Source organism: Streptomyces sp. NPDC111520, assembly GCF_055635295.1.
Map to the genome: position 1 here is coordinate 276,218 of NZ_JBVKBW010000002.1, position 17,411 is coordinate 293,628.

Below are 17,411 nucleotides of genomic sequence, written 5' to 3' on the forward strand. Positions count from 1 at the left end.
CCCGGTGCGCGGCCCGCGCCTATTCCTGTCGGTCTACGTTTGGCGCGTTCATGGCAAGGTTGTGCGGAAGGTAGCAGGCGCTGGCCCGCCCCTCCCCCAAGCTCGAAGGAGCATGTCCGTGACCACTGTGCCCGCCCTTCAACTGGCGCCCTTCTACTGCCCGATCTCACCGGCGGCCCACCCCCTGGCGGAGGAACTGGACCGGACCACCATCGAGTGGGTCCGCCGTTTCGGCCTGTACGAGGACGAGGCCCAGCGCCGGCGCCTGGAACACGTCGAGGCGGGCCGTCTCGCCGCACTCACCTCGCCGTACGGGACCCGGGAGGCGACGCAGATATCGTCGGACTCCCTCATGTGGCTGTTCGCCTTCGACGACGCGCACTGTGACGAGGGCCGCCTGGGCAGGCGTCCCGGTGAGCTCAGCCGCGTGCTGACCAGGCTGCTCCGCATACTCGAGGCCCCCGAGACACCGTTGTCCCCGGACAGCCCGTACTTCTGCTTCGAGGCGGCCTTCAGGGACCTGCGGCTGCGTATGGGCCGGGTGGCCACCGCCGCGCAGATAGTCCGGTGGACGGACGCGATGCGCATGTACTTCCTGTGCCAGGTGTGGGAGGCGGCCAACCGGGTCGAGGGCGCGGCACCCGACCTCGACGACTACGCGCTCCTGCGCATCCACAACGGCGCGATGAAGGTCAGCGTCATGCTCCTCGACGTCGCGGACGGGTACGAGGTGCCCCCGGCCGAACTCGAGCGCCCGGAGGTGCGCGCCCTCACGGAGGCGACCTGCCTGCTGGTCGGCTGGGACAACGACATCCTCTCCTACCGCAAGGAGCACGTGCGCGACGGCGACAACCAGAACCTGCTCGACGTGCTCGCGGACGCCGCGGGCAAGCCCGTCCCCGGCATGGTCTCCGAGGCGATGTTCCTGCGCGACCAGGTCATGGTGCTGTTCGAGACGCTGAGCGCGCAGGTGGGCCGTACCGCCTCGCCCGAGCTGCGGAGGTACGTGACCTCGCTCGGGCACTGGATCCGGGCGAACCTCGAGTGGGGGACGACCTGCGAGCGCTACCTCAACCCCGAGGACCCGGCCTACCTGCCGACCACCTGGGCGCCGGCGCCGATGCCCGGCAGTGACGCCCCCGTGGACCTTCCGGCGATCTCCTGGTGGTGGCGGCAGCTGGAGGGCTGACCTTGCCCACGGGCCCCGCCCGTGGTTCCGGTGCCCTCGTTCCGTCCGTCAATGGGACGGCACGAGGGCGCCGCCGTTTCCGGGTACGAAGGCGTCGTCGAGGAGGGAGCCGGCCGGGCCGTCGGAGCCCGGGCCGTCGGCCGCGTGGGGGCCGGGGGTCATGCCGGCCGGGGGTTCCCCGTCGACCGGGTGCTTGTCGCAGGAGCAGGTGGGCTTCAGCATGTCGATCTCTCCCAGCGTGTGAGCCCGGGACCATCGCTCGAGACGCGATGATCCACGGTCGTTTCTTACCAGACCAGGACATTCGCCGCCGTGGCGTTGAGGATTCCCGCGCGACGCCCGGCCCAATCGGCTAGCGTGCCGCGTTCTTCGGCGTGCGGCTGCCCGACTCCGGTGAACGTCGCGGCAAGTTGATCCGTACCGGCAGGCGGTGGGCACCGGCGCCTCCTAGGATCACGCCATGGAACTGACGTTCGTGGACGTGAAGCCTGGTGAACCGGCCATGACCGCTGAAGTCGGGCCCCTGATCAGGGCGTTGAGGCCGGCGATGACCGCCGACGGGTTCGCTGCGTTCGCCGCGGAGGCGCACGGTCAGGGTGTGGTCTTCACGGTGGCGCTGGACGAGCGGGAGCGATACCTGGGGGTGGCCACGCACCGGGTGCTGACCACCAGCAGGGGGCGGACGCTGCTCGTCGGCGACATGGTCACGGCGCTGGACGCGCGCGGCGCCGGGGTGGGCACGCGGTTGCTGGCGGAGGTGGAGGCCAGGGCCCGGGCGGCGGGCTGCGAGCGGCTGGAACTCGCCGCGGGCGTCACCAACCACGGGGCGCACCGCTTCTACCACGCCCGGCGCATGGCGATCACGGGACTGCACTTCGCGCGGGAGCTCACCTGACGCACCCGTCCGTCGCGTCCAGGAACGCTCAGAGGTCACCGGTGAACGCCACCAGCTTCGGGGTGCCGGTGGGTTCGGGGGTCGTGGTCCGGGTGGCGTGGTCGAGCAGCCACTTCTTCAGCGCCTCGTAGCCGGCGTCCCCGTAGGTGTCCTTGTAGAGCGCGGCGATGCCGGTGACGTGGGGCGCCGCCATCGAGGTGCCGCTCATGACCGCGTAGAGCCCGCCGGGGAAGGCGGATGCGATGTCGACGCCGGGCGCGTTCAGGTTGACGCAGCTGCCGAAGTTGCTGAACGGCGCCCGGTGGTCGGTCCGGTCGGTCGCGGCGACGGTGAACGCCTCCGTGGCGCTCGCCGGGGAGATGACGCAGGAGCTGACGTCGTCGTTGCCGGCCGCGACGACCGGGAAGACCCCGGAGCGGGCCAGCGCGTCCAGGCTCTCGTTCATCGTCGGGGAGTAGAGCCCGCCCAGCGAGATGTTGGCGACGGCCGGCCTCACCGCGTGCCGGGCGACCCAGTTGATGCCCGCGATGATCCCGGAGTTCGGGCCGCGCGCCTCGCAGTCCAGCACGCGCACGGAGACCAGTGAGACGCCCCGGGCGATGCCGGTGTTCTCGCCGCCGACCGTGCCGGCGACGTGGGTGCCGTGGCCCGCGCAGTCGGCGGCGTTGCGGTCGTCGTCCTCCATCTCGTCGATGCCGGCCCGGGCGCGGCCGCCGAACTCGGGGTGGGTGAAGTCGATCCCGCTGTCGATGATGTACGCGGTGACCTTGGCGCCGGTCGCCCGGACCGTGTAGCCGTGCGTGGCCGGGGTCCGGTTGTTCACGCGCTCCAGGCCCCAGAAGCGTCCGGTGCCGCCGGGCGGGGGAGGCGTGCCGCCCGGCAGGCGGTGGCTGGTCGACACCGGGACGCGGTCCTCCGCGGGCAGGGTGACGGTGGTGTCCTGCTCGACGCCGCGTACCGCGGGCAGGGCCCGTACGCGCGCCAGTTGCCGTCCGGTGAGCGGGGCGGCGAAGCCCCGCATCACGCTGTCGTAGACGTGGGCCGGGGTGATCCCGGCAGCCTTCGCGACGGAGGAGGGGTCGCTGCCCGGGGCCAGGGTGACGATGTAGCGGCCGGGGATGGAGTGGGGCGCTCCCGCCCCGAGCAGGGGTGCCAGGGCGGGGGAGTGCGCCTGCGCGGGGGACGTCGCGGGGAGGGCGGCCAGGGCGGGGACGGCGGTCATCAGCACCGCGGCGAACGTCCGGCGCAGGGACACACGCATGCGTCGATCTCCTCGGGGCTCGGCGGACAGCACGGCCGACGGGCCGTCAGCCGGCCCTCTCCCCCACCCTGTCAGCCAGGATCGGACGCGGGCGCGCCCTGGTACGCCATCCGGGACGGGGCGCGACGAGCAGCCCCAGGCCGATCCAGACGTAGGCGCTGCCGCCCACGAGGGCGCCCACGCCGCCGGTGCCCGGGTCGCCCCGCCACAGCCACACGACGCTGCTGCAGAGCAGGACGTAACTGCCGATCGCGGCGGTCACCGTGCCGCGGTTCCGCGACCGCAGCGCCTCGGCGGCCAGCGCGGCCAGCGCCGGGATCAGCCACACCAGGTGGTGCACCCAGGTCACCGGGCTGATCAGGCAGGCCGTCACACCTGTGAGGGCGGCGCCCGTCGCGACGTCGGTCCTGCGCACCTTGTACGCCCACACCGCCAGCACCGCGACGACGGCCACCGCCCACATCCACGTAGGGGCGTCGAGCCGGGCGAAGGTGCCGCGCAGCGACTGGTTGGAGGCGTACGACAGCGAGCCGACGCGGTCGGTGTCCCACATCGCCCGGGTCCAGAAGTCGCGGGACGCGCCCGGTGCGACGGCTGCCGCCAGCAGGGTCGCGCCGAGGGCGGTGGCGGCCGCGGCGAGCCCGGCGCGGCGGTGTCCGGCGAGCAGCAGCCATCCGATGAACAGCGCGGGCGTCAGCTTCACGGCGGCGGCGAGGCCGATGGCGCACCCGGCCCAGCGGCTGCCGCGGCGCAGCAGTTCGGCGTCGGCGAGCACCAGGGTGAGCAGGACGAGGTTGACCTGCCCGAAGGTGAAGGTGTCGTGGACCGGCTCCAGGAGCGCCATCAGGCACCCGGCCAGCACCATCGCGTACCAGGGGGTCCAGCCCTGACGGCGCACGATCGGCCGGACCGTCCACCACAGGACGGCGCCCGCCGCGCAGATGTTGACCGCGGCGGCGAGGACGACGGCCGAGGGCCAGTTCAGCAGCGTCAGCGGAAGCATGCACAGGGCGGCGAACGGCGGGTAGGTGAAGCCGTACGTGGTGCCGGGGCTGAGGTAGTCGTAGACGCCGACGCCGTCGTACACCCAGGCGTTGACGGTGCCCCAGTACACGCCGAGGTCGAACCAGTGCCGGTGCAGCGGCACGGTCGCCAGGAACAGCGCGGTCGCGGCCACGGCGGCGGCCGCCGTCACGATCCGCTTCATGAGGCGAGCGCGGGACGGACGAGCCGGAACAGCCGTGCGGCGGCGAGCGGCAGCAGCGCGAGGGCCGCCCCCGTGGCCGCCAGGGCGATCTGACGGGGTGTCGCGGCGAACCCGCTGGGCAGCACCGCGAGGGCCAACGCGGCGCTGGCGAGCGCGGCGAGCCGCCGCACCCGGCCGTCGGGGGCGGCCACCGCGAGCGGTACGAGCCCCCACAGCAGGTACCAGGGACGGATCGCCGGCCCCAGCAGCGCCACCGCGAGCAGGCTGATGCCGAGGGCGTAGACCGGCCCGAGCCGCTCGCGGAACAGCCACACGGCGGCTATGACGAGCGCGGCGGCGGCCATGCCGAGCAACCGCCAGACGTCGGGGGTGCCGATGAACCGGCCCAGGACGTTGACCAGCGACCAGTTGGAGGCGGAGGCGGGCGTGGTGAGCGCGCCGATCCAGCCGTAGCCGACGCCGGTGACGGCGGTGACGGCCACGGTGGCCGCGCCGGCGACCGCCGCCGTGGCCGCCCCGGCGCGCGCCAGGCGCCAGCGGCCCTCCAGTTGTTCGGCCCACAGGCTCGCCACGACCAGCAGTCCGAGGGCGGCGGGTGCCTTGACCAGGGCGGCCAAGGTCACCAGCGCGGCGGCCGGCACCGGGTGGCGGGCCAGCGCCGCGCCCAGGCCGGCGCCGAGCAGGCCGAGCATGACGGCGTCGTTGTGCGCCCCCGCCACCAGGTGCAGCAGCACGAGGGGGTTGAGCGCCCCGAGCCACACGGCCGCGGCCGGGTCCGCGCCGCAGCGACGGGCGAGCCGCGGCAGCAGGGTCGCCAGCAGGGCCACGCCCAGCAGCGCCAGCGCCCGCATCCCGGTGACCCCGGCGTGTGCCCCGTACCGGGCGAGCGCCAGGAACGCGGGGCCGTACGGCGCGGGGCTGTTCCGCCAGATCGCGGGCACCTCGGCGGCCGCCGTGCCCCCGAGCACGCTCGGGCCGTGCGTGTAGGCGTCGATGCCCGCGTTCACCATCGCACCCTGCGCCAGGTAGCTGTAGACGTCCCGGCTGAACAGCGGCGGTGCCAGCAGCAGGGGGGCCGCCCACACGGCGAAGGTCGTCAGCAGGGCGCGGATCGACGGCGGCCGCGGCCCGCGCACGATCCGGCCGAGCTGCCACCACGCCGCGACGAGCAGGCCGAGGCCGAAGTACGCCACCAGCAGCCCGGCCGCCGCCTCCCCGTGGGGCAGCGCGATCCCGTCCCGTACCGGAAGCGCCCCCGCGGCCCTGCCGCCGACCGCCAGCGCGGTGGTACCGGCCAGTCCGAGAGCCATCGTGCGAGTCACGCCCGCACGGTCCCATCACCGGATGTCCGCCGGACGACCAGCGGGCGACCGGCGGATGACCGGCCCGGAGGCGCGATGGCCGGTTCGTCGCGGTGCGGGCGGGTTCACCCCCCTCGGGAGCGTGCAGCGCTGGTGAGGGGCGGGGTGGGGTCAGCCGGTCCCGTCGGCGGCGGCCACGATGATCTCGGCGACCCGGCCGGGTTGTTCGAAGAGGACCCCGTGCCCGGCGCGGGGCACCGTGACGAGGGTCAGCGTCGGGCAGGTGTCGAGGTCGTGCCGTTCCTCGTCGGTGAGGCCGATGTCGTCCGCGCTGCCGCGCACGACGACCGCCCGGGCACCGCTGGTGCACAGCCGGGTGACGAGGGAGCCGTGCGCGTCGAGGTGGGCGAAGTACTGCCGGAGCGCGGCGCGGCAGAAGGCCGGGTCGTTGTCGCCCATGATCGAGGCGAGGATGTCGCGGCGCGCGGGCGGCAGGCTGTCGCGGACACCGCGGGGCAGGGTCTTCAGCGCCACGGCCCAGGCCGCCAGGCCCAGTACCGGCACGTGGGCGAGCCGGTCGAGCAGGGCGAGTTCCCTCGCCTCGTCGCCGCGCGAGAAGACGGGCGAGAGCAGCACGAGGGGCCCGGAGAACTCGCCGAGGGCGGCCATCTCGATGGCGACGTTGGCGCCCAGGCTGTGCCCGACCACGACGTCGCAGCCGGTGTCGGCGGCGAGCCGGGCCATGAGGCGGGCGTAGTTCCCGATGGACAGGTCCTCGGGGGCGGGGCTGCGCCCGTGGCCGGGCAGGGTGACGGCCACCAGGCCGAGTCCGGCGTCCGCGGGCGCGGGTTCGGCCATGACGTCGGCGTAGAACTCGGCCGTGCACAGGGCGCCCGGCAGCAGCAGGGCCCGTCGTGCGGCGTCGGGCGGTCCGGCCGTGCGGATGTCCCAGCCCTCGCGCCCGCTGTCGGTGCTCACGGCTCCACACCCTGGCCCGGTCCGCACGGCCGCGTGGGCACCGTGCTCCGTCCGCGGCGTGTCGGTGCGATCCTGAACCGCGTGCGAGATGCGATGACGGTGGTCGAGACGGCGTTCGCCGGTGCCATGGGTGCGCCGGAGGGGGACGTCGAGACGGCGCTGGACGCCGGGGCGTCGGCCATGGCGGCGGCGGAGGCCGGCTGGGACGAGGTCGGCCGGGCGGTGGCGACCGCGGTGGGCGGGCTGGTGCGGGGCTGCCGGGCCCGCGGCTGGGAGGACGCGGACCTGCTGCGCATGGTGCGCCGTGAATTGCGCCCCGAGCACGTGCGGCTCGCGGGGCGCCTCACCGAGGACGGCGGCGGTGACCCGGGGGGCCTCCTGAGCGCGTACGGGGCGGCCGAGCGGCTGGACCGCTTCACCGTCGCGACGACCGTGCTGGAACTCGTCCGCCTGCTGGGGCGGCTGCCCGGGATCACCCCGGCGGCCGCGCCCGAGGCGGCGTCCGGCGCCACGGGCCATCCGATGCTGCGGCGGATCAGGGCGCTGCTGGCGAAGGCGGAGTCCACGGCCTTCCCGGAGGAGGCGGAGGCGCTGAGCGCGAAGGCCCAGCACCTCATGGCACGGCACAGCGTGGACGAGGCAGTGGTCGCGGGCACCGCTGCGGGCGGCGGCGGGCCCGGCGCGCGGCGGATCGGCGTGGACCGGCCGTACGAGGCGCCAAAGGCGCTGCTGCTCGACGCGGTCGCGGCGGCGAACCGCTGCCGCGCGGTGTGGTCGGCCGAGTTCGGCTTCTCTACGGTGGTGGGCTGGGAGGCCGATCTGGAGGCCGTGGAGGTGCTCTACACCTCCCTGCTGGTGCAGGCCGAGGCGGCCATGCGCGGCGGCGGCGCCCCGGGACGGGCGGCGCGTCGCCCGCGTCGCAAGGGCGGCAGGGGCGGTGGGGGCGGCGACCTGTCGCGGGACTTCCGCGAGTCCTTCCTCATCGCCTACGCGGGCCGGGTCGGCGAACGCCTGGCCGCCGCGTCCCGCGACGCGACGGAGGAGGCCGCGCGGGCCACCGGCGCCACGGAGGTCCTCCCGGTCCTGGCCGCCCGTGAGGTCGCCGTCGGCCGCGCCGCCGACGCGATGTTCCCCGACACCCGCACCCAGCGCCTCCGGGGCCGCGACCACGAAGGCTGGGCCCGCGGCACCGCCGCCGCCGACCGTGCCGCCTTCCACGGTCCGGCCGGCCCGTCCCGGCGTCTCCGTGAGTGATGGCGCCGACGCGCCGGCCGGTTACGCGGACTGCCGTGGGTGTTCGGCTGTCGCGCCGTCTCCCACCCACCCACCGGCCCCACCGGCCGCCGGTCACCTAGAACAACCAGCGGGTCTGGCTGTAGGTGGTGCCGCGGGCGTAGGCGAAGGCGGTGGTGGGTTCCACCTGGTAGACCAGGGCCTCGTGGCCGTCGCCGACGAAGACCTGGTCGCGTACGTCGAAGTGCCACTCGGAGCCGTACTTGCCCTCGTACGCCTCGGCGATCCGGTGCAACTGCTTGTCGCTGCGTACGCGGGCCGCCTTGCCCTCGAGCACGACGTCCAGGCCCTCGTCGAGCGCGTTGTTGCCGGTCGTGACGACGATCCGGCGGTTGTGGTCGAGGTTCCTGGCCTTGCGCTCGTCGGCGCCGGTGCAGAAGTGCAGGGCGTCGTCGAGCCAGACCCCGATGAGCGGGGTGACGTGGGGGCGGCCGTCCGGGCGGACGGTGGTCAGCCAGTAGATCTCGGCGCCGGCCAGGTGTTCGCGGGCGTCGTGCCAGGTCGTGGGGGTCGCGCCGGTGCTGCTGTAGCGGGCGTCGAGCTCGGGCTCGGGTTCCTTCTCTTCTGCCATGCCTCCACTGATACTCCATCAGCCCGCGCGCAGCGCGTACGCGCTGTCGACGGCTTCCGCCAGGTCGCGTACCGCCGGGTCCTCGGTGGTCGCGGCCAGGGCGTGCGCGCGGTCGCCCAGTACGGCGAGGCCGGGGGCGCCGGGCAGTTGCTCGTCGCCGGTGTCGTAGGTGCGCAGGGCGTCGGCGAAGTACGCGGCGACCGCGTCCACGCGGAGCCTCGGGGAGGTGCCGGAGTCCCACAGCCGGCCGGCGAGCCGGTCCGCCTCGACGGCGCCTGCGGCCTCGTGCGGGGAGCGGTCGTGCGGGTCGAGCCAGCGTACGGTGGCCGTGGCGACGTGGCCCCGGGCGCCCGCCTTCAGGCGGACGGCGTAGAGCGCGGTGACGGTGTGGCCGGGGCCGACCTCGCCGCCGTCGACCCGGTCGTCGCGGAAGTCCTCGTCGGCGACGGCACGGTTCTCGAAGCCGATCAGGCGGTAGTGCTCGACGGTGTGCGGGTCGAAGGAGACCTGTGCCTTGGCGTCGCGGGCGCGCAGGCCGATGTTGACGGGCAGTTGGTCCACGAACAGCGCGCGGGCCTCGGCCGGGGTGGAGACGTACGAGGTGTGGCCGTCGCCCTTGTCGACCAGCCGCTCCATCAGCTCGTCGCCGTACTCGCTGCCGACGCCGACCCCGAAGAGCGCGATCCCGTGCCGTGAGCGGGCCCGGTCGATCCGTTCCAGGAGGGCGTCGGGTTCGGTCTCCCCGGTGTTGGCCAGGGCGTCGGAGAGCAGGACGACCCGGTTGGTGGCCCCGCTCCGGGCGCTCTCCAGGGCCACGTCGTAGCCGGTGCGCAGCCCCGCCTCCAGGTTGGTGGAGTCCTCGGGCGCGAGGCGGTCGACGACGGACAGCGCGTGCTCGCGGGCGCCGCCCGCGCCGAGCCGGGTGGCCGGCAGGGCGACCCGTGCGCGGTCGCTGAAGGTCACGACGGCGAGGGAGTCGTCGTCCCGCAGCTCGCCGACCGCGGCGCGCAGCGCCTTCTGGACGAGGTCGAGGCGGCCTGGTTCGCCCATGGAGCCGGAGACGTCCACGACGAAGGTGAGCACGGCCGGGGGCCTGCTCCCCACGTCCGCGGGGCGCGTGGCGAGGCCCACCCGCAGCAGCGACCAGCCCTCCTCGTCGCCTGTGCGGGCGCCGTCGACGGTGACGGAGAAGCCGTCGCCCCTGGGCGCGGGGTAGTCCTGGCGGAAGCTGTTGACGAACTCCTCGGGGCGCACTTGGGAGGGGGAGGGCAGCGAGCCCTGGTCGAGCCGCCGCTTGGCGTAGCCGTACGAGGCGGTGTCGACGTCCAGCGCGAAGGTCGACAGCAGGGACGCGTCGGGCGCCCGGTCCGCACCCCGGTCCTCGTCGGGGTCTCCGCCGTTCCACTGGGGGGCGTCGTCCGCGCCCTGTACGGGCCCGGGCCGCCGCGCGTGGTCGCCGCTGCCCCGGTCCGTGTTCGCGCTGCAGCCCGTGAGCACCGCCCCGGCCGTCAGCGTCGCCAGTACCGCCGCTGTGATCCGCCGCATCACCGTCACCACCTCCCCCGGAGGCGCCCCCTGCGCCTTCTGCGACTGTGACGCAGGAAGCCGCGGGCCAGTGGCATCGGGGCCGTTGCGGATGGATCTCAGTCGGGCAACGCCCCTCCGCCCGTTGCGAGGTGCCGGGCGCGGTAGAGGTCGCGCAGCAGGGCGGTCTCGGCTCCGTGGTGGATGACCTCGCGGTTGATGTGGAGCACGAGCGCGGCCAGCGGTTCCTTCGCGTACGGGCCCTCCCGCGGACCGCACGGCCGGGCCAGGCCCTCGGCGCCCAGACCGCGCACGCCGTCGCGCCATGCCGCGTAGGCGGCGTCCAACTGCGCGAGCGCGCCGTCGGCGGTGCCGGAGAACGGGAAGTCCCTGCCGGCGAGGTCGACCGGCGGGCCGCCGAAGTGGGAGGCGGTGCGGGCGCCCAGGACGCCGGTGATGACGTGGCCCAGGCGCCACGCGATCGTCGTCACGGGCCCGGGATCCGGGGGCGGCCAGGCGAGGTCGAGCCGGAACTCGCCGGTGCCGGCCTCGATCGGGGCCCGGCCGCTGCCGCGCGGGCGGACGCTCCAGCAGTCCGGGACGGGTTCCCAGAGGTACTCGTCGTCGGTGAGGCCGTCCAGGCGCGGGCGCAGCTGGTTCCGCCAGTGCCAGTCCAGCTGGTCGACGAGCAGGACGTTCCAGTCCGGTGCCGCGGAGTCCATGCGCCTCAGCGTAGGCCCGGGCGGGCCGGGTCAGGCGCGGCGGGCGCGTACGGCGTAGAGGCCCGCCCCCGCGGCCAGGACCGCCGCGCCCGCGGCGACGGACGTCCAGGGCAGGGCGAAGGCCAGGACGAGGCAGCCGAGCAGGCCGAGGGCGGGGACGGCGCGCCGGGCGCCGGGGCCCAGGGTCCAGGCGGAGGCGTTGGCGACGGCGTAGTACGCCAGGACGCCGAAGGAGGAGAAGCCGATCGCCCCGCGCAGGTCGGCGGTGGCGGCGAGCAGGGCGACGACGGCGCCGACGGCGAGTTCGGCGTGGTGCGGCACCCCGGTCCTGGGGTGCACCGCGGCCAGGGTGCGGGGCAGGTGGCCGTCGCGGGCCATGGCCAGGGTGGTGCGGGAGACCCCGAGGATCAGCGCGAGCAGGGAGCCGACGGCGGCGACGGCCGCGCCCGCCCGCGTCAGCGGCGCGAGGCCGCCCGCGGCGTCGGCCAGGGGTGCCGCCGAGTCGGCGAGCGCCTGCGGGCCGAGCACCGCGAGGAGGGCGACCGCGACGGCGGTGTAGACGACCAGGGTGATGCCGAGGGCGAGCGGGATCGCGCGGGGGATGGTGCGCGCCGGGTCCCTGACCTCCTCGCCGAGCGTGGCGATCCTGGCGTACCCGGCGAAGGCGAAGAACAGCAGGCCGGCCGCCTGGAGCACGCCGCCCACGCTCGCATCGGCCCCGATGTCCAGCCGGGCGGCGTCGGCGTCGCCACCGGTGAACGCGGCGACGACGAAGGCCGCGAGGAGCGCGAGGACGACCGCGACGATGCCCCGGGTGAGCCAGGCGGCCTTCTGGACGCCGGCGTAGTTGACGGCGGTGAGCGCCACGACCGCGGCGACACCGACCGCCCGCTGCTGCTCCGGCCAGACGTACGCGCCGATCGTCAGGGCCATCGCGCCGCAGGAGGCGGTCTTGCCGACGACGAAGGACCAGCCCGCGAGGTGGCCCCAGAAGGGCCCGAGCCGCTCGCGCCCGTAGACGTAGGTCCCGCCCGAGGCGGGGTACAGCGCGGCGAGCCGGGCCGAGGACATGGCGTTGCAGTAGGCGACGACGGCCGCCGCCGCGAGCCCGAGGAGCAGCCCGGACCCGGCGGCGCGGGCGGCCGGGGCGAACGCGGCGAAGACTCCGGCGCCGATCATCGAGCCGAGTCCGACGACGGTGGCGTCGAAGACGCCGAGCCGTCGCTGCAGTATCGCGTTCCCACCGGTCACGGCGGCAAAGGTATACCGTCCCACTGCTAGACACTGCGTCAACAAGCTGCCATCGTGGCGCCCGGGACCGGCGACGGAACGACAGCGGAACGACGGTGCGAAGCCACGGTGACGGTCATGCGAAGCCACGGCGACGCGGCGACGTGAAGGCGAAGGGCGGCGGACATGGCGCAGCGCTGGGTCACGGTCTCCGACGGGGTGCGGCTGGCGGTGTACGAGCAGGGGGACCCGGCCGGGCCCACGGTGCTGTGCGTGCACGGCTTCCCGGACGATCACGGCGTGTGGGACGGCGTCGCCGGGCTCCTGGCGGCCCGCGGCTTCCACGTCGTGTCGTACGACGTGCGCGGCTCGGGCGCCTCGGACGCCCCGCGCCGCACCCGGGCCTACCGGCTGCCGCGGCTCGCCGCCGACACGACCGCCGTCGCGGACGCGGTCAGCCCGGGCGCCCCGGTCCACCTGCTCGCCCACGACTGGGGGTCGGTGCAGAGCTGGCACACCGTCAGCACGCCGGAACTCGCCCACCGCTACGCCTCGATCACCTCGATCTCCGGCCCCGACCTGGACCACACCGGCCGCTGGTACCGGGCCCAGCTGCGCCGTCCCTCCCCGGCCCGCCTGCTGAAGTTCGCCAGACAGGCGCTGGCCTCGCAGTACGTCGGCTTCTTCCACCTGCCCGGCATCGCCGAGCTCGCCTGCCGCAGCGGCTTCCTGGACGGCGTCATCGCGACCCTGCGCCGCCTGGAGACGGGCGAGGCCCCGGCCGGCTACGGCCCGCGGCTCGCTGCGCGCAACCGCGCCGCGCTCAAGCTCTACCGCGCCAACGTGCTGCCCCGCATGCTCCGCCCCCGTGTACGGCACGCCGCGCTGCCCGCGGTCGTGCTGGCCCCGTCCAAGGACGTGTTCGTCCTGCCGCCCTGGCAGACGGAGATCACCGACTGGGCGCCCCGGGCCGAGGTCCACCGCGTGGACGGGGGCCACTGGCTGCCCTCCCACCGCCCGGACCTTGTCGCCGGGCACGCCGCCCGCCTCGTCGAGCGCACCGAGAAGGCGGTCCGCCCGCGCTGATCCCCGCCCTGCGCCCGGCGCCGGTGTCGACGTGCGGCTCGGCCGGGACGGAGAAGTGCTCCCCGTCCCGGCTCGTCCTGGAGGTGTGAACCCGGCCGGGCCCCTACACCGACAGCGGGTCGAGCGGCGTCGGGACGGGATGGCCCTCCATCATGGCGCCGAGCCCGAGGACGGCGCAGACGTCGGGCCGTTCCGCGATGGTGACCGGCATCCCGGTGGCCTGACGGAGCATCATGTCCAGGCCGGGCAGCAGCGCGCTGCCGCCCGCCAGCATGACGCCGCGGTCGGTGAGGTCGGCGACCAGGTCCGGCGGGCACCGCCGGAGCACCTGGCCGATGCCGTCGACCAGCGTCGCCATGGGCATCCGGATCGCCTGCCGCACCGCCTCGGTGTCGACGCGGACCGTGCGGGCGATCCCGCTGGCGACGTCGCGCCCCTGGACCTCGGCGCTGGGCGCGACGGGCCCGGGCGCGGAGAGGGTCTCGTGCAGGGACCGCACCGATTGGCTGGGCAGCAGCAGTTCGTGGGTGTTGCGCAGGTGCTGGACGACGGCGTGGTCGATCGCCTCGCCACCGACCCCGATGGTCTCCGCGGCGACGATCGAGCCCATCGACATGACGGCGATCTGCGTGGTGCCGGCCCCGGCGAGCATGATCATCGTCGCCTCGGGCTCCTCGACCGGGAGCCCGCACCCGATGGCGGCCGCGACGACGGAGTCCACGAGTTCGACCCGGCGCGAACCGAGGCCGTACATCGTCTCGACGGCAGCCCGCTGGGCCAGCGGACCGCTGCCGTGGGGCGTGCAGACGGCGGCCCGGAGCATCGGCTTGCGCCGCCAGGCCTTGCGCAGCTGACCGCCCAGCAGGTGACGGAGCATGCGCTGGGCCATCTCGATGTCGACGACCATCCCGGCCTGGATGGGGCGGACCACGCGGATGTGCTCGGGCGTACGGCCGGTCATCTTCTCGGCCAGCGATCCGACCGCGATGAGGGCACCGCTGTGCGCGTTGACGGCGGCCACGCTCGGCTCGTCCACGACGAGTCCCTGGTGCTTGAGGTAGACACGGGTGCGCGACGCCCCGAGGTCGACGGCAACGGAGCAACGACGCAGATGCGCCAGACTGACGGTCACGGCAGATCCTCCCCGAGGGGCCGGTTCCCGGGACCGCCCCTGCGGCGGCCCGTCTGATCATCGTGCGGGCGCAAGTCGAGATCCGCCTGTTGTGGTACTCCGAGCGGTTGATCCGCCTATCGCACGACCCGTGCCGCGAGGACCGCGATGTCGTCGTCCGCCGGTTCCACGACCAGCAGGGAAAGGACCCGGTCGACCAGTCCGCCCAGATCACCGTCGGGGTGCAGACGCAACCCGGCGAGCCGGTCGAGCGAGGCGTCGATGTCCTCCCCGCGCCGTTCCACGAGGCCGTCGGTGTAGAGCAGCAGGACGTCACCGGGCCGGCAGGGGGCCGGGACGGCCTCGTAGCCCCCGTGGCCGGTGCCCAGCGGCGGGCCGACCGGCACGTCGACGATGCGCACCGTGCCGTCCGCCCGGATGACGGCGGGCGGCAGGTGTCCGGCGCTGGAGAAGGTGCACTTGTCGCGCGCCGGGTCGACGAGGGCCAGCAGGCAGCTCGCCGGACGGCCCGACTCCGTCTGGGAGATGAGGGTGTCCAGCCGGCGCAGGATGCGGTGCGGCGGCAGGTCGGCCGCCGCCACGAACCGCAGCATCGAGCGGTACTGGCTCATGTCCACCGAGGCCTCGACCCCGTGCCCCATCACGTCGCCCATGGCCAGCAGGGTGCGCCCGTAGGACAGCCGTACGGTGTCGTACCAGTCGCCGCCCACCAGCGCGGTGCTGCCGGCCGGCTGGTAGCGGAACGCGGCCTCCACGGAGGGGTGCGGGGAGCCCGGCTCGGACATCAGGGCGCGCTGCAACTCCAGGGCGATGCCGTGCTCGTGGGTGTAGCGGCGGGCGTTGTCGAGGTAGATCGCGGCCCGCCGGACGATGTCCTGGACGGTCTCGGTGTCCCGTTCGGTGAAGCCCGGGGACTCGCCGCAGCGGACCAGGGTCACCGTGCCGATGGGCGCGCCGCGAGCCGCGAGCGGCACGACGAGCGCCGAGTGGATGCCCACCGAGCGGAAGGCGGCCATCCGTTCGCGGGCCGACCCGCCGCGGCCCAGGGCGTCGTCCTCGAAGAGGTTCTGCACCACCGGGCTGCCGGACTGCAGGCAGCGCGGAATGGTCGTGCCCGACGGGTACTCGACGCACTCCCCCGGCTCACCGAAGGCCTTGACCTGCTCGCGCAGGTTCGGCAGCGCCGCCATGGCGGCCCGGCGCAGCCGCAGCACACCGCGGTTGTAGGGGGTGGCGCGCTCGGTGGGGAAGACCTCGACGGTGGCGATGTCGGCGAGCAGCGGCACCAGGAACCCGGCGAGTTCGGCGCAGGTCTCGTCCATCTCCAGGGTGGTGCCGATGGAGGTGGCGGCGCGGTCCAGGATGGCCAGCCGCTCCCGGGCACGTTCCAGTTCCCGTTGGTGCTGGCGGGAGGCGCTGACCTCCAGCACGATCCCGACCAGGCCCAGCACCGTGCCGTCCGCCGCGGCCAGCCGGTGGTACGCGCCCTGCCAGTAGCGCCGGCCCGCCTCGGACCCGGCGTGGGTGCGGCCGCTGGAGGGCACCTCGCGGGACTTGCCGTCGGACAGGACCTGGCGCAGTGCCTCCTCGCCGGCGTCGTCCAGGTCCGGCAGGACCTCGGTGATCCGGCGGCCCAGGTGCTCCTCGGCGGGCAGGCCGTTCATCCGGGCGAGGGCGGGATTGACGTAGACGTAGCGCAGTTGCGGGTCGTAGATGCCCACGCCCGCCGGGGTGCCGTCCAGCACCTGCCGCAGGACCGTGTGGTCCGGCGGTGACCAGCCGCCGGGCTCACCGTCACCGCTCACCCGGTCACCCTCCTGTCCGCCGAGTGCGCCCGTTCCCATGATCGGACGGTCCTCCGCCGGGCGCACGCCCGGATGCGGTCACCCCGCCGGGTGGCCCGGGACCGGCGGGGGCGTGTCGTCCGGGCAGCGCGGTGACCGGGCCCGAAAGGATCGGGCGATGCGATGGAGGACGGCGGCCGCGGCCCTCTGCCTGCTGCTGACCGCCTCGCCGGCGGTGGCCGGCGAGCGCCCCGAACCGCGCCCCGGCCCGCCGGCCCGGGTGGAGCGGCTGTACGCGGAGGCGGCCCGCGCGGTGCGGGCGCACGAGGACGCGGAGCGGGCGGTCCGCCGCAAGCGCGCCGACCTGCGGCTGCTGCACCGCGCGGCGGCGGTGGAGCGGCGTCGGCTTGACGCGCTGCGGGACCGGATCGGGGCGATGGCGCGCAGCGAGTACCGCAACGGGGGGCTGGGGCCGTCCGCGCGGCTGCTGCTGACCGGGCGGCCCGACCGGCTGCTGGAGGGCGCGACGCTGGCCCGGCAGGGCGACCACGCGCAGGCGGCGCTGCTGGCGGAGCGGATGCTCGCCGAGCGCCGGCTGGCGGCCGACACCGAGGCCGTCGACCGGACGCTGAGGGTGCTGGCCCGCGAGGCCCGCCGCAAGGACGCGCTGCGCCGGGACATCGAGGAGCGGCTGCTGCGTGCCCGGGCCCGGCTGTCCGCCCGCGACCTGGCGCTCATGGCGCACGAGGGGCTCTCGGCTGACTGTCCCCGCGACGTTCCCCCGGCCCCGCCCCGGTCGTCGGCCGCGTCCCGTCGCCACGGTGCCCCGCACTGGGTGCGCCCCGTCGCGCACTACACGCTCACCGCCGGCTACGACGCCGCCGGGGCGCACTGGGCGCACCGCCACACCGGCCAGGACTTCGCGGTGCCGCCGGGGACCCCGGTCCGGGCGGTGGGCGACGGCACGGTGGTGGTGGCCGCGTGCGGCGACGGCTTCGGCAACCAGATCGTCGTCCGGCACGACGACGGCTACTGCACGCACTACGCCCACCTGTCCGTCCTGGAGGCGGCCCCCGGCCGGCGGGTGCGGGCGGGCGAGCGGATCGGTCTGTCCGGCAACTCCGGCAACTCCACCGGGCCGCACCTGCACTTCGAGGTCCGCGTCACGCCGCAGATGGGCTCCGCCGTCCCCCCGCTCCCCTGGCTGGCGCGGCACGGCGTGCGCATCGGCCGCTGAG

The 17,411-nt window shown here is 75.0% G+C and carries 16 protein-coding genes; 5 read left to right on the forward strand and 11 right to left on the reverse strand.

The window, feature by feature from the left end:
- Nucleotides 1-118: 118 nt before the first annotated feature.
- Entirely contained in the window at nt 119-1,189 is a 1,071-nt protein-coding gene (locus ACZ7MY_RS05285; RefSeq protein WP_499599725.1) for a terpene synthase family protein, read from the forward strand.
- A gap of 48 nt (nt 1,190-1,237) precedes the next feature.
- On the opposite strand, the gene ACZ7MY_RS05290 is transcribed toward ACZ7MY_RS05285, so the two are convergent.
- On the reverse strand, nt 1,238-1,411 hold the full coding sequence (locus ACZ7MY_RS05290; RefSeq protein ID WP_499599727.1) for a hypothetical protein: 174 nt from the start codon (nt 1,409-1,411) through the stop codon (nt 1,238-1,240).
- Between the two features lie 238 nt (nt 1,412-1,649).
- Here ACZ7MY_RS05290 and ACZ7MY_RS05295 point away from each other — a divergent pair, with 238 nt between their 5' ends.
- The gene (locus tag ACZ7MY_RS05295; RefSeq protein WP_499599729.1) at nt 1,650-2,084 is read left to right on the forward strand and encodes a GNAT family N-acetyltransferase; all 435 of its coding nucleotides are present in this window, start codon (nt 1,650-1,652) and stop codon (nt 2,082-2,084) included.
- Nucleotides 2,085-2,112: 28 nt separating this feature from the next.
- On the opposite strand, the gene ACZ7MY_RS05300 is transcribed toward ACZ7MY_RS05295, so the two are convergent.
- The 4 genes from ACZ7MY_RS05300 to ACZ7MY_RS05315 all read right to left on the reverse strand — a co-directional run bounded on the left by ACZ7MY_RS05300 (nt 2,113) and on the right by ACZ7MY_RS05315 (nt 6,831).
- Nucleotides 2,113-3,345: a S8 family peptidase gene (locus tag ACZ7MY_RS05300; RefSeq protein WP_499599730.1), complete on the reverse strand. Its 1,233-nt coding sequence runs from the start codon at nt 3,343-3,345 to the stop codon at nt 2,113-2,115.
- 46 nt (nt 3,346-3,391) lie between these two features.
- Nucleotides 3,392-4,552 (reverse strand): glycosyltransferase 87 family protein, encoded by a 1,161-nt coding sequence (locus ACZ7MY_RS05305; RefSeq protein ID WP_499599732.1) that lies wholly within the window; start codon nt 4,550-4,552, stop codon nt 3,392-3,394.
- The gene (gene mptB, locus ACZ7MY_RS05310; protein ID WP_499600270.1) at nt 4,549-5,862 is read right to left on the reverse strand and encodes a polyprenol phosphomannose-dependent alpha 1,6 mannosyltransferase MptB; all 1,314 of its coding nucleotides are present in this window, start codon (nt 5,860-5,862) and stop codon (nt 4,549-4,551) included. The genes ACZ7MY_RS05305 and mptB overlap by 4 nt, the downstream gene beginning before the upstream one ends.
- 162 nt (nt 5,863-6,024) lie before the next feature.
- Nucleotides 6,025-6,831: an alpha/beta fold hydrolase gene (locus ACZ7MY_RS05315; protein ID WP_499599734.1), complete on the reverse strand. Its 807-nt coding sequence runs from the start codon at nt 6,829-6,831 to the stop codon at nt 6,025-6,027.
- An 81-nt stretch (nt 6,832-6,912) separates the two neighbouring features.
- On the opposite strand from ACZ7MY_RS05315, the gene ACZ7MY_RS05320 reads away from it, so the two are divergent.
- Nucleotides 6,913-8,085 carry a DUF2786 domain-containing protein gene (locus ACZ7MY_RS05320; RefSeq protein ID WP_499599736.1) on the forward strand — a complete coding sequence of 391 codons (1,173 nt, stop codon included), beginning with the start codon at nt 6,913-6,915 and terminating at the stop codon, nt 8,083-8,085.
- Between the two features lie 97 nt (nt 8,086-8,182).
- Here the strand turns inward: ACZ7MY_RS05320 and ACZ7MY_RS05325 are convergent, their stop codons facing one another.
- The 4 genes from ACZ7MY_RS05325 to ACZ7MY_RS05340 form a co-directional block, all read right to left on the reverse strand.
- A complete protein-coding gene (locus tag ACZ7MY_RS05325; protein ID WP_499599738.1) occupies nt 8,183-8,695 on the reverse strand; it encodes a pyridoxamine 5'-phosphate oxidase family protein in 513 nt (170 codons plus the stop codon).
- Between the two features lie 18 nt (nt 8,696-8,713).
- Entirely contained in the window at nt 8,714-10,240 is a 1,527-nt protein-coding gene (locus tag ACZ7MY_RS05330) for a vWA domain-containing protein (RefSeq protein WP_499599739.1), read from the reverse strand.
- Between the two features lie 98 nt (nt 10,241-10,338).
- A complete protein-coding gene (locus ACZ7MY_RS05335) occupies nt 10,339-10,941 on the reverse strand; it encodes a DinB family protein (RefSeq protein ID WP_499599740.1) in 603 nt (200 codons plus the stop codon).
- Nucleotides 10,942-10,971: 30 nt separating this feature from the next.
- Nucleotides 10,972-12,192 (reverse strand): APC family permease, encoded by a 1,221-nt coding sequence (locus ACZ7MY_RS05340; protein ID WP_499599742.1) that lies wholly within the window; start codon nt 12,190-12,192, stop codon nt 10,972-10,974.
- A 165-nt stretch (nt 12,193-12,357) separates the two neighbouring features.
- Between ACZ7MY_RS05340 and ACZ7MY_RS05345 the strand changes: the two genes are divergently transcribed.
- Nucleotides 12,358-13,257 (forward strand): alpha/beta fold hydrolase, encoded by a 900-nt coding sequence (locus ACZ7MY_RS05345; protein ID WP_499599744.1) that lies wholly within the window; start codon nt 12,358-12,360, stop codon nt 13,255-13,257.
- 103 nt (nt 13,258-13,360) lie between these two features.
- Here ACZ7MY_RS05345 and ACZ7MY_RS05350 read toward each other — a convergent pair whose 3' ends face one another.
- Both ACZ7MY_RS05350 and ACZ7MY_RS05355 read right to left on the reverse strand, forming a co-directional pair.
- The gene (locus tag ACZ7MY_RS05350; RefSeq protein WP_499599746.1) at nt 13,361-14,389 is read right to left on the reverse strand and encodes a rod shape-determining protein; all 1,029 of its coding nucleotides are present in this window, start codon (nt 14,387-14,389) and stop codon (nt 13,361-13,363) included.
- A gap of 116 nt (nt 14,390-14,505) precedes the next feature.
- Complete coding sequence (locus ACZ7MY_RS05355) at nt 14,506-16,233, reverse strand: SpoIIE family protein phosphatase (protein WP_499599748.1); 1,728 nt, start codon at nt 16,231-16,233, stop codon at nt 14,506-14,508.
- 118 nt (nt 16,234-16,351) lie between these two features.
- On the opposite strand from ACZ7MY_RS05355, the gene ACZ7MY_RS05360 reads away from it, so the two are divergent.
- Entirely contained in the window at nt 16,352-17,410 is a 1,059-nt protein-coding gene (locus tag ACZ7MY_RS05360) for a M23 family metallopeptidase (RefSeq protein ID WP_499599750.1), read from the forward strand.
- The last annotated feature ends 1 nt before the right edge of the window (nt 17,411 follow it).